Consider the following 13,108-nt stretch of genomic DNA (forward strand, 5'->3'; position numbering starts at 1 on the left):
ATATTTGTCAGTGCTGTGTGTTGCTGACTTCATTAATAATACTCTTATTATAGACATATGTCAACAGTTTTTTATAGTTTATTTTTAATAACTTTACTTTATACTGAAAATCCTCCTGGATTCATGCTTTGAAATTGAACTTTCTTCCTAATCGTATGTTTTTTATTATAAGTACTCTCTACACATATATATACTTCAAACTCATTACTATCTCTATAGCGATCTCCTTTTTCATCTACTATTGTAAATGCCTCTGCATTTAATTTTATAGTAACTGTTTTTTCCTCGTCCTTTTCTAGCTCTACTGTTTCAAAAGTATATAAGTTGGGTATACTAGCAGCATATATGGAATTGATATCTCTTATATATATCTTAATAACACTCATCTTTTTAGTTCTGCTCTTATTATGTACTTTAATCTCTAGGCTCAATTCTTGAGATGTCTTATCGATTATTTTAACATCACTAATATTCACAATCTGATGTTTTCCATTAATCCTTGATGCTCCTGTCGAATTCTGTTCCTTACTCATTTTCATTTCACCTTCTCTAAAAATTACTTTCCATAAAGTATTTGTTACCCTCTATATAATGTAGATTATATTTTTCTCCTTAGATAATTTAACTAATTTAACTGGTATTAAAGTGTTAAATTAGCATTTTGTATTTTTTGTATTCTTATATAAATTCATTCTGATATATTCCATAATCTTAAGTGTACTAGCTTTATAATTATTATCCATGTAAATTATTGTTTTATGGTATTTTTAAAACTAGATTTTTTTGCTCTATGTATACAAAAAAGTCACTTTTAATCAAAAAAAAGAAAAAGACACCTATAAATTTCCATTTTACAAGTGTCTTTTATCAACAAATACATATTTCTTTGTTATTCTCCAGCTTGTGAGTAATTATCTATGTTATCCACAAGTTATCCCCTGAATTAATATTATTTTCCACAACATTTTTTATACTTTTTACCACTTCCACATGGGCATGGTGCATTTCTTCCAATATCAATAACTTTTACTTTTTGACCTGTCTGTTCATTAAATGTGTGTGGACTAAGTTCATTAGTCGTAAATCCCTTATTAATCCATTTTCTTGTATTGTTTACTACTGCTACGATATGTTTGATTACTTCATTAATCTGTGTTAAGTCTTTGAATTCAATACCAATGTTAGCCATTTCTTCTAACATAAGTTCCATAGTTTTGCCTGTACGGTCACTATCAACTCTTGCAATCATTGTAATTGCAGTAATTACATCTTCGATCATTTCTTCATCTTTAGTGAAGTTATTTCTTAAATGTGTTTTTAATTTTTCTACTGCTAATGTATTTTCATAATATGTTTCATCAACTAATTGAGCCAACATTTCTTTACTTGGTGTATAGTATGGTTTATCAATAATTACACCTAGGAATTCTTGGAAGTTGTTTTTGTCTAATGCATAAATTGTTTCCTCTACCAAGTAACCATCCATTACTTTAGATTGGCATACAATACGCATATCTTTTTTAGCAAAGTCTACTATCTCTTCTTCTGTAATTGCTTCTTCATGGTATTTGTTATAAAGTTCTACTGCCCAATCAACTTTTACAATACCATATAAATTAAGAATAGCCATTATGTGTTTTCTAAGCTTTTCATTTGTTTCAATAGCTGGCATAATTTCTGCTATATTAATTTTGCTGTAAGCTGTTTTAATTAATTCATCTACAACAAGGAATCTACCTTCCTTGTTTTCTACAAGTTGTACAAGTTCGAGCTCCATAAGATTGTAATAAGCTTCTGGATTTTCATTTTCTTCAAGCTGTACTGATTCTTTCATAAGCTCTTCAAAACGCTCAATATCAGTTTTATCAAGCATTGGTAAGTTATCTGACATACCTGCCGGAATTGCTTCAACTAATGCATCTACAAGTTCTGCTTTTTTTAACTTGTAAGCACCCTTTACACCATATAACTTTGCAATTTGCTCTAGTTCTTTTTTACTATAATCTAGTATCATTTGTACCTCCTTATAATTGCTTCTAACGCACGTTTTTATCAAATTATTTCTATCATAACATAATACTGTTTAAGACGCAAAAGTTCCTATTAGGAATTTATTACCAACCCCTAACAGGAACTTCTACTTTTATTCATATGCATTTGCAATGATATAGTCTATATCTACAACTCTACTAGCACCTGAATTTAATTCAGCTACTGTTGCATCAAATATAAAGTCAATGATACGTTTTGAATCATGTGCATATAAATTTACTCTTTCTCCAGTTACACTTTCTAATACAAGAGTATAAATTTCAATGTCCCCTTTGTGTGTGTACTCTATGTATAATTTTGCCCCTTGATATACTGTTCTTTCTTTTTTAATTAACATTTGAATCCCTTCCCCTACATTTTTTCTATATTTTATCATATTTTTAGATTCCTGTACTATCTTGTATATATATTTTATTTTTTATTATAGTTTTGTTTATCCACACTTTTCACACTATTTATTCACCATATCCACAGTTTTATTCACATTTACCTTTACTTATTAACAGTTGTATACACAAAATGCAATTTCGCAAGGAATATCCATTTTTATACTCTATCACTTTAAGTTTAGTATATTATTTTTTAGTTCTTTCTTTAAATAAGATAAACCAGTTAAAAGCTTTATATTCCAATTTTCATACATTCCATTATTTTTCTATATGGGTATAAATTCACTAGAATATCTCTAAATAATTTGTTTAACTTAGTCCACATGTATCATTTCATATTTAGCTACTGTGAATTTAATAGCTGTATAGCTAATCTCTGGTGGCAAACATTCTTTGATTGGTTTAAGTAAATTTGGTCCACAAGTTTCTATCGCTTCCATAATCTCTACTTCATATTCTTGTGGAATAAATCTCGAGAAATCAACTTCCATACCTTCTTTAATGCATTTGATTAAATGGCCTTCTACTGTCATTTGTGATAAATTTCTTTCATCAGCAATTTCTTCAATAGCTTTACCCTGTGCATAAAGTTCATAAGTGAGGTGATGACTATCTCTTGGCGCTGATTTCTTAGCAAACTTTGTATCCTCTCCTTTAATTGCTCCTAAGTTATTTGTCATACGTACTTTTTTATTATCCCATTCATCTACAGGGATTACTGTAATATTATTTTTCTCAACATACTCCACTATAATCTCCATAAACTTCTTACCATACTTAGCTAATTTATATTCCCCTATGCCTGATACTTGTAACATCATTTCTTCATTGATTGGATAACGTCTACTCATATCTTTAAGTGTTATATCTGGGAATACCATAAACGGCTGTACCCTATTTTCAGCTGCAATTTCATAACGTGCTTGTCTTAACAATTCCATAAGTACGAAGTCTATGTCTTGATCACTTATGGCTTCTCGCATTATAGTGTTTCTAGCAACTTCTTTCTCAATAATACGTTTAATAAAGATTTGTTTTTGACCCCTTAAAACTTCATAACTCGCTGTTGTTAATCTTAAGATAGGATATTGTGTTCCTTCTAAATATAAATATCCCTCTGCTACTAAAAATGAAATTAATTCTTTAATAGTTTCTTTAGGATATTCACGCATAATACCATAAGTTGATAATTCATTAAACTTTAAACTACGAATTCTCTGAGTATTAGCACCTTTTAGAACATCTGCTACTTGAGTACTACCAAATTGCTCATGCATACGTTTTACACAGCTCATAATTTTTTGTGCTTCAATTGTAATCTCTGTTTCTTCTGTATCATTATTGCAACTACTACAGTTATAACATTTATCTTCTAGGGATTCTTGTCCAAAATAAGTTAAAATATAACTTCTAAGACACCCTTCTGTATTGCAGTAATCCACCATGCTATTAAGCTTTTCATATTCTTTATTATGACTACTGCTACTTGTCCCATTTTCAATAATATAGCGGTTGGTTACAATGTCTTGTGTACTAAAGAGCAAAATGCATTCAGCCTCTTCTCCATCACGTCCAGCACGTCCGGCTTCTTGATAATATCCTTCCATATTTTTAGGCATATTAAAGTGAAGCACAAACTTAACGTTGGGCTTATCAATCCCCATACCAAAAGCATTCGTAGCTATAATAATCGGCACACGGTCAAACAAGAAATCCTCTTGGTTTTGTGTACGTTCCTGCTCATTTAAGCCTGCATGATATCTGCTACATTGAATGCCTAGACGATTTAAGCGGTCCCATAGTTCATCTACATTTTTTCTTGTAGCACAATAAATAATACCACTTTGGCCCACATGTTCTTTTAAGTAAGCTTCGATTTCCTGTAATTTGTTTTGAGGCTTTCTTACTTCAAAGTATAAGTTAGGTCTATCAAATGTACTAACATATTCAAAAGGTGACTGTAATCCTAATAGAATCATAATGTCATTTTTAACAATAGGTGTAGCTGTAGCTGTAAATGCTGCAATAGTAGGTCTCTTCTCTAAGAAACTAATCATTTGTGCAATACGTCTATAACTTGGTCTAAAGTCATGTCCCCACTGCGAAACACAGTGGGCCTCATCTACTGCAATCATGCTAATAGGCATTTGTCTCATAAGATCAATAAAGCTTTCGGTTTCTAGACGCTCCGGTGCTACATATAGTAGTTTATATGCACCTTCCTTTGCATTCATTACAATTTCTCTAAACTCTGCGCTTGATAATGTACTATTAATGAGTTCTGCTTGAATACCATATTCCTTTAATGTATCTACTTGATCTTTCATTAAAGAAATTAATGGTGAAATAACAATCGTAATTCCCTCTAACATCAGTGCTGGTATTTGATAACATAGGGATTTTCCTCCTCCTGTTGGCATAATCCCTAATACATCTCTTCCAGATAAAATTTCATCAATAATTTCTTTTTGTCCCGGTCTAAAGGCGTCGTATCCATAATACTTCTTTAAAACCTGTAGTGATTGCATATAGCTACCTTCCTCTTCTTTTGTACTTATAATATTTTCTCATCTCATTATTCTTTAGAATATATACCACTCATATTGTTTTTAAACAATATGGTCTAACTAAAGAGTTCTTTGATTTCTTCTTCCGACATTTGACTAATGAAAGCTTCTCCTTCTTGAAGAACACTCTCTGTAAGCCCGATTTTTTTGTCTTGTAATTCTTTAATCTTTTCTTCAATAGAATCCTTCGTAATCATTTGGAATACCTGTACATTATTTTTTTGTCCAATACGATATGCACGGTCTGTAGCTTGATTTTGACTTGATAAATTCCACCATGGATCATAATGAATGACCACATCTGCCCCTGTTAAATTGAGCCCCGTTCCACCTGCTTTAAGCGAAATTAAAAAGACTGGTACATCAGATGTATTAAATTCATTTACTAAACGAATACGTTCTTCAGCTTTCGTCAAACCTGTTAGCATGAAGTATTCTAATCCATCTTGACTTAAACTTTTCCCGATTAAATCTAGCATACTTGTAAATTGAGAGAAGATTAATATCTTATGTCCTGCATCCACACTATCTCTTACAAGTTCCATACATTGGGCAAGCTTTCCGCTACCTTCATTGTAGTCTTGTAAATAAAGAGATGGATGACAGCATAATTGTCTTAATCTAGTAAGAAGTGCCAGCATTTTAATATGGCTGCGTCCTGCCCCTCTTGCTTTTAATTCCTTTTCAATCTCTTGTTTTGCTTCTGCTAAGTGAGCTGTATAAAGTTTACGCTGCATGTCTTTCATAGTGTTGTAAATCACAGTTTCCGTTTTATCAGGTAATTCTTTAAGTACATTCTTTTTCAAACGACGCATAATAAATGGCGCAATCATCTTTTTAAGTCTAGTGGTTGTTACTTCATCTTGACTCTTTACAATAGGTATCTCATAGTTTTTCTTGAAGTTGATATAACTAAAGAGATACCCTGGCATAATGAAGTCAAAAATACTCCAGAGCTCGGCAAGGGAGTTTTCAATAGGTGTACCTGTTAAAGCAACTTGTACTTCACTTTTCACCATCTTTAATGCTTTTGCATTTAATGTGTTTGCATTTTTAATATATTGTGCCTCATCGGCAATACAGAATCTAAACAGCTTCTCATTATAATTTTCAATATCCCTTTTTAAAAGTTCATAAGACGTAATAATCACATCATAATCTAATGCCTTTTCAAGTAATACTCTACGTTCTTCTACACTTCCCATGATTAATAGTGTTTTTAAATCAGGTGCAAACTTAGCAATTTCACTTTCCCAGTTCAATGTAAGTGAAGTCGGACAAACAACTAATGAAGGCTTCACTTCTTTAGCTTCGCTGATTGCCTCTGCTTTTTCTGATGCAATAAGTGTAACAACTTGAAGGGTTTTTCCAAGCCCCATATCATCTGCTAAGATACCGCCAAAGCCATAGCTTGCCATAGTACGTAGCCATCTATAACCTACTTTTTGATATCCTCTAAGATTAGCTTTAACCATTGAAGCTACTTCATAATCCGCATCCTCTACACTTTTCACATCACGAATAATTTGTTTAAAGTACTTGTCACGTTCTACTTCAATATCTTCACTTTGTTTAAGGATTTGATCCAGATATAATGCACGGTATTTAGGTAAAACGGCTTCTCTCTCTAAAAGCTCATCACCTTTCATCCCTAATCCTTCTACGATATTAGCAAAGTCTCCAATACTCTTATCTCCTAAATCAATAAAAGAACCACTTCTAAGACGATAATATTTATTTTTCATACGATAAGATTCAAGTATAGCTTGTACCTCTTCAACTGGCATATTTACTTTATCTAAAGCTACATGTAGCATATTATTTTCAATACGTATACCAATAGCACCTATTGGTGACTTGACGATATTCATACCTTTTAAACGATCTGTTACATGAACTTCTCCTAGTTCCATAAGGTCACTGAGTCCTGCACGTAAGAAATGATAAATATCTTCTTCCTCTTTTAAATAAATCTTTCCATTATGGGTACGGAAATTATATGCTTTCAAAATACTACTCATACGTGATTCTCTCACGGTATCTCTTGCAATATGTTCTAGTTTTTCAGTAGCTTCATAGCTTAATCTACCGTAAGGATTAAAACTAAATGTTTTATAGTGGAATTCAATATTTCCTACTATATCTTCTTCATCTGACATATCTAAGAATACTTTAACAAGTACATGTTCTGGTGCCACATTGTCTTTAATCTCTTCACTCATAACAACAGGTAAATGTTTTTCTATCTTATCTAAACTAGAAAGCATAAAACGCTTCATTAATGTTTCATCAAATTCTAGCCTCATGCCGCCATTTACTCTTTTGGCCTCATACATATACCACAAAAGAGGGAATACATCTTTTGAAAAGACTTTATTTACACGATAAAGTCTGTCTCCACTTAAAATATATTTATGATTTGCAAAAGAAAATGGAATATAACTTGTTAATGAGCTGACTACCTCATAATGTTCATCTTTTTGATTAACCGTAAATTTCACTTCTGGATTAGCTTCTACACAAAGAACTTCTCTCTCTTTCCCTCTTATACTGACTTCTACCACTTTATCTTTTACAAGGGCAAAGAATTCATCAAAAGCTTTACTTCCTAATGGTAATGTTTTACGTTCTGCTTTGCTAAATCCACGATACATACCTACTTGTCTTAGAATATCTAGGTATTCATAAGTTTTGTCCATAACATACTCTACTATAGGTCTAGATTCTTCTTCAAACACAGCAATATCATGAATAAACTCTAAGTTTTTCCCATACTTACGTTATTTCCTTGTACCATATTTTCCCCAAACTCATATAAATCTTTTACAATATAAAACTTCTTTTCCCCTACACTTAAACTCAATTCAAAGGATCCACTTCCATCCTCTATTAATTTAGGTTTTACTTTGATTACAGGATTATCCCCTATCTCTAAGTCCTGTTCTCTCATAATTTGATCTTCATAGTAAGCTACCGCACCTTGAGAATATCGTTCCCCTTTTATCCCAGCCTTAAGTGTTGGTAAGACATCATAGTAATATTTTAATAGCATAGCAATTACATGTTTACATGCCCCTTCATATTTAAAACTGGCAATACAATCACATTCACACCACTCAATCCCATGTTCACTAACTTCTACTTTAGTATGATAATACCCCATTTTGCCATTTACATAGGACATGATTTCTAGATTCTCATAGCCATTTTCTACAAGTACTTCTCCTACGCGTTTTTCTCTATAATAATCTCTGCCATCTTCATAAACTCTATCACTACTAGCTAATCCATTTATTTCTTGTAAAGTTATTTTCATATTGTGCGAACTCCTATTCCTCTAACCGTTCTTGCTTCTATATTTTTCAAGTGCTAAGCATCGGAAATACTTTGTTTACTATATAATATCCTATTTTCAAGGGGTATTAAACACTTCTAAGAAATTTCTTCTAATTCTATAATTCCTTTTAAATTTCTTAATTCCTCTAAAGTGTCTTTATGAGGACATTTATTGCATAAGTTAAGTGTCATAATAACTCTTACTCTTTCTGTAGGTTCTCCTCTATCAATTTTTTGAACATTAATATCTGTGGCCATAATATCCTTCTCCTGTAAATGATATAGAAAGTCCGTCAGTATTTGTATTTCATCTAACTCTACATAAATACGAACGATTTTAGAATGATGCTGTACATAATCATCAACGCAGTGTAGGCTCTTCATAATAATAAGTACCAGAATACATGTAAAAATAGCACCTTCATAAAACCCTATACCAACTGCCAGCCCAATACAGCCACATACCCATAAGCCAGCCGCTGTTGTAAGCCCCTTTACACGACCTCGATCTATTACGATAATTGTGCCCGCCCCTAAAAAACCTATGCCGCTAATCACTTGTGCCCCTAATCTACTTATATCCGTAGTAAATCCTTGCTGCAACATATATTGACTTGTCATCATAACTAGTGAAGCGCCTACACACACTAATATATGAGTCCTAAAGCCAGCTATTTGTTTCTTTTTCCCCCTCTCAACACCAATTAATCCTGAACAAATTAACGCTATAAGTATTCTTAAAATTACAGATATTACATTAAATTCTCTCAAGTACTCAATTCCATCCATAAGATTTCGCCTACTTGTTATGTTCCTACTTCATAATATTAATTTATCTTTTAAAGTTGCACACTTTGTCTTATTTTTATCTCAAAGCACATTAATCCGCTTCTACCTGCCACTTATTGACTATGGTAAAATAGTCATTTTTTACTTGTTCTTTAGTCGTGTCTATTTCCAGTTCTACACTCAAACTTTGTCTAGTATTAATAGATTCTACATAGCACACCAAAATGCTTTTTTCATTTTTATTAAAGATTTCTATGCCTTTAATATCTTTAATAGCTTTTTTGATTCTGTCTGTATCGTAATTAATATGAGCCTTTGAATAATAAATTTGATAAAGCCGTTGTTCAATTAATGCCCTTTTTACAGTTGCCTCTCCATCTGCTGCATAATAAGACTGAGTTTCTATAATATATTGTTCATTGATTTTATAGCTTTTATAAATTTGTAATGTCATGCCCACAATGATAACACTTATTAAAAAAGCAGTAAAAATAATAATAATCGATGCTCCTCCTATGCTTATGGGATTCTTCCTTTCTTCTCTCATTTACTCTGTTCCCTTCTCTCCCTATGCCTTACCTTCTATCTTAATTCATCCTAGTATGCCTTAGCTGATAAACTATAAATCAATTTATCTCTATATCCCTGTCTATAAACATTTACTTGAATATTTTTCAGCTTACCACTCATCATCTGCTCTCCTCCTATATTCAAGGCCACATAATACCTGCTTTCTTCTTTTTCCTTCATAACTTTCCAGTCCATATCATAATAAAAATAGTATTTGCCATGGACCTTTTTAGCTCCCAAATTAGTTAGTACATCATCATAGCGAACTTTTGTATCCTTTCCATACTCCACTAAATTTTGAGCAATTATATTTGCCATCAGCTTCTCATTACTTTCCCGATCTAGTGTATAAACCTTAATAAAGCTTGATAATGCAATAGTTACTATAATAAGAAATATAAATACCATGCTCATATTTTCCGTTAAATAAGCACTGTACTTCCCCAATATATAATGCTTATTATCTTTCTCTCTTTTACGTTTCATTTTGCACCGCCTTCAAACGACTCCTTATAAATAAGTTGTATATATACTCTCTTCCATTTCCATCCTGCACCTTAAACTTAATAAGTTCCGGTGTAATAATTCTTATATTTAATTGCTGAATTCTAGTAATTACCTTTCCTTTACTAAGTTCTATTTTCTCAGCTTCTTTGTGCTCACTCTCACATAAATTGCCCTTGTAAGCATATAACCAAGTTTCATATATCTTTTCTTCCTGCTGCTCTACGAAAACTAAGATATCCGTTCCTTGTATACTTCTCACTTCTATACTTTCCTTAGCATCAAAGTTTCTCAACCTTTGCGTTAAGTATCTAATGGCACTTCTTTTATCTACTTGCTCTACATTAGAATGCATTACTTTTTCATACACTATAGCTTCAAATATAACGACTAAAGCTGCACTACACAAAAATAAACATAATAAAGCAAGTGCTCCAAGACTGCCTACCTTCTTCACAGCTTTCACTCCTCTACATTAACATTAACAACATACTTATAAGAGGTAACATGACAGTCATTAAAATACTTCCTATAATAACAACGGTAACGCCTACAGAAAAAGTTTCAACAGCTAACACTTTATTCTCCAATGTATATTGCAAATCTTTTTCACATTCTTCTCCAACCTGTTTCATTACCTTATTCAATTGATTATTTTGGGTGCTCTTTATAATGAGCCTTGTAGTCTTTCTTGAGAAAATTTTAGTTTCTACTAAAGCGTATTCAAATAACTCCTTATCCTTTAGCATTCTCAAGCATTCGCTTACCTTTTCATGTACCATTTTATTTTCTACAACACCTAAGCTTTTACTTAAAGCTTGCTCAAGACTTAGTCCACTTTCTAACAAAATCCCCATAACCCACGCAAAATGTGCTGTACTTGCCTTCTCTGCAACATTTGTATAGCCTACTAAGAAATAACCTATTCTTCGTCCTCTATTTGTCTTAACTACAAGTAAACTCATAATACTAAAAATTACAAGTGCTATAAATATACTGACAGTGCATACCCCTACTAATTTTCCTAATCTCAAAAATACTTTTGCTCCTTGCGTCATTTCTCCAGTCCACCCTTTGAAAATCTGTTTAAATATAGGAATAACTTTAAACACTAAAAAAGCATTATTACACACATAATGCTACATAGATAAATAGGGTAAGTAATGGTTTGTTTTAAATGCTGTTTCAACCTTGCTTCTCTATGGTATACTTCCATTAATACTTCTAAAACTTCTGTTAAACAGTTATAATTCACACCTATTTGGAGTAAATAAATCATATGTTTCGGGAATTCTTTGGTTGCTTGTAATGCTTCATCTATGGATTTTCCATTATTTAACTCTACTTTAATTTGTTTAATGATCTGTTTCACATGACGACTTTCACTGTCTTGCTCAATAAATTCAATCACTTCTTCTAAAGTCATTCCAGCCCGCACGAGAATAGCCATATCCTTACAAAAAGCCTCCAGCTCTGCCCCCTTCATGTTATCTCCCCCTTTAACAAACTATCTATCACTTTGTAATCATACGTTACGGCTTGCATTTCTATGCTAATTTTATTTTACTTCTGTAATAAAGGCAGTGTCTTAAACCCTTTATAGTTCAAGTTCACTGCCTTATTTCTATAATTCGTGTTCATCTTCTCTTCTCCATAATAATGCTGCATATAAGGCAGCCTCTGTACACTGAGATAATAACTAATGAAATATATCTGTACATTGTAATCGTTTCATAAATATCTTTCATCTTTTCCACTTCTCATCACCTATTATCCTTTAGTCCTATATTATATTCAATGCTTTTTTATTTATTCACCCTTTTCCCCCTAAAAAATGCCCATATAATCAATAACCAGCCTACTATAAAACAAATACAATCTTTGAATTGTATAGCTCCAGTGCTTTCATCCTCTATGAGAACCCCAAAACCTATATACACAGCCAAAACACCTATAACTAATACCCACCACTGCCATTCTATTTCTTTCATCTTAACACCCCCACGGAATGCTAACCTTTTATATTAATGTATTCATTGATTCTCGTCCTTTTAATACTTTTGTATTATACTTGCTAAAATTTTTCTATGACTCATAAAACAATAAAAATAGACACAGTCTCATGTACTGTGTCTATTTCAAATATGTATTTTCTTATTAACTAATTTCTTCTATTGAATGTATACCTTCTATTTTATTAAACTCTAATAATTGTTCAGCATGATTATACTTCTCTTGTAATCTAACCGTCATAATAGACCCAACTTGTTGATTACCACCTCTCTTAATTTTTTGAACTTCCATATTAGAGACTTTCGCCCCTTTATCTTTTAGGTACTTTAAAAAGCTTGTAAGCCCACTTAAGTCTTCAAATTCTACGTAAATTTCCATGACTTTAGAATTAGCTTGCACATAGTTATCCATATTATGAAGCCCTGTCATAACACCAAATACAAAAACACAACTAATGATAGCCCCTTCATAAAATCCTATACCAATAGCTAGTCCCATACAAGCACAAGCCCAAAGTCCAGCTGCTGTTGTAAGTCCTTTTACTTGATTTCTACCAACCACAATAATTGTTCCCGCACCCAAGAAACTATCCCACTAATCACTTGCGCTCCCATTCTGCTAGGATCAGTATCCATTCCTAACACATCGGCCATATATTGATTTGTAATCATAACGAGAGTAGCACCCATACATACTAAAATATGCGTTCTAAAACCAGCTGGTCTTCTCTTTTGACCTCGTTCAATACCAATCACACCTGCACATACTGCCGCTAATGATAATCTTACTACAATCGAGATAAGATTAAGTTCTCTTAAATAGCTTATAACTTCCATATACGTCTCCTCCATCTTTATCTCCTCCCCATTTAAATCTAAAGCAAAAAGC

At 32.3% G+C, this 13,108-nt stretch carries 13 protein-coding genes and 1 pseudogene; all 14 read right to left on the reverse strand.

From position 1 onward, the window contains the following. Positions 1–98: 98 nt before the first annotated feature. Complete coding sequence (locus tag JCM14822_RS10460) at positions 99–533, reverse strand: fibronectin type III-like domain-contianing protein (RefSeq protein ID WP_172674808.1); 435 nt, start codon at positions 531–533, stop codon at positions 99–101. A 416-nt stretch (positions 534–949) separates the two neighbouring features. Further along, a complete protein-coding gene (locus tag JCM14822_RS10465) occupies positions 950–2,014 on the reverse strand; it encodes a Rho termination factor N-terminal domain-containing protein (protein ID WP_054742170.1) in 1,065 nt (354 codons plus the stop codon). Between the two features lie 129 nt (positions 2,015–2,143). Continuing rightward, positions 2,144–2,428 (reverse strand): hypothetical protein, encoded by a 285-nt coding sequence (locus JCM14822_RS10470; RefSeq protein WP_054742172.1) that lies wholly within the window; start codon positions 2,426–2,428, stop codon positions 2,144–2,146. A gap of 327 nt (positions 2,429–2,755) precedes the next feature. Next, a complete protein-coding gene (gene recQ, locus JCM14822_RS10475; protein WP_054742174.1) occupies positions 2,756–4,969 on the reverse strand; it encodes a DNA helicase RecQ in 2,214 nt (737 codons plus the stop codon). A gap of 95 nt (positions 4,970–5,064) precedes the next feature. Next, positions 5,065–7,707 (reverse strand): DEAD/DEAH box helicase, encoded by a 2,643-nt coding sequence (locus JCM14822_RS10480; protein ID WP_172674809.1) that lies wholly within the window; start codon positions 7,705–7,707, stop codon positions 5,065–5,067. A gap of 59 nt (positions 7,708–7,766) precedes the next feature. Beyond that, on the reverse strand, positions 7,767–8,324 hold the full coding sequence (locus tag JCM14822_RS10485; protein WP_054742177.1) for an SWIM zinc finger family protein: 558 nt from the start codon (positions 8,322–8,324) through the stop codon (positions 7,767–7,769). Positions 8,325–8,440: 116 nt separating this feature from the next. Beyond that, positions 8,441–9,133 (reverse strand): MgtC/SapB family protein, encoded by a 693-nt coding sequence (locus tag JCM14822_RS10490; RefSeq protein WP_054742179.1) that lies wholly within the window; start codon positions 9,131–9,133, stop codon positions 8,441–8,443. Positions 9,134–9,224: 91 nt separating this feature from the next. Then, entirely contained in the window at positions 9,225–9,680 is a 456-nt protein-coding gene (locus tag JCM14822_RS10495; protein ID WP_054742182.1) for a hypothetical protein, read from the reverse strand. A 50-nt stretch (positions 9,681–9,730) separates the two neighbouring features. Beyond that, the gene (locus JCM14822_RS10500) at positions 9,731–10,189 is read right to left on the reverse strand and encodes a hypothetical protein (RefSeq protein ID WP_054742184.1); all 459 of its coding nucleotides are present in this window, start codon (positions 10,187–10,189) and stop codon (positions 9,731–9,733) included. Continuing rightward, a complete protein-coding gene (locus JCM14822_RS10505; protein WP_054742186.1) occupies positions 10,179–10,664 on the reverse strand; it encodes a DUF4860 domain-containing protein in 486 nt (161 codons plus the stop codon). Before JCM14822_RS10505 ends, JCM14822_RS10500 begins: the two co-directional genes overlap by 11 nt. A 13-nt stretch (positions 10,665–10,677) precedes the next feature. Next, positions 10,678–11,265: a type II secretion system F family protein gene (locus JCM14822_RS10510; RefSeq protein ID WP_054742190.1), complete on the reverse strand. Its 588-nt coding sequence runs from the start codon at positions 11,263–11,265 to the stop codon at positions 10,678–10,680. A gap of 53 nt (positions 11,266–11,318) precedes the next feature. After that, entirely contained in the window at positions 11,319–11,693 is a 375-nt protein-coding gene (locus tag JCM14822_RS10515) for a type II secretion system F family protein (RefSeq protein ID WP_054742191.1), read from the reverse strand. Between the two features lie 319 nt (positions 11,694–12,012). Beyond that, on the reverse strand, positions 12,013–12,198 hold the full coding sequence (locus tag JCM14822_RS10520; RefSeq protein WP_054742192.1) for a hypothetical protein: 186 nt from the start codon (positions 12,196–12,198) through the stop codon (positions 12,013–12,015). Positions 12,199–12,364: 166 nt separating this feature from the next. Further along, positions 12,365–13,071, reverse strand: a pseudogene (locus JCM14822_RS10525) (MgtC/SapB family protein). Between the last annotated feature and the right edge of the window lie 37 nt (positions 13,072–13,108).

Source organism: Cellulosilyticum ruminicola JCM 14822, from assembly GCF_001311925.1.
GTDB lineage: Bacteria > Bacillota > Clostridia > Lachnospirales > Cellulosilyticaceae > Cellulosilyticum > Cellulosilyticum ruminicola.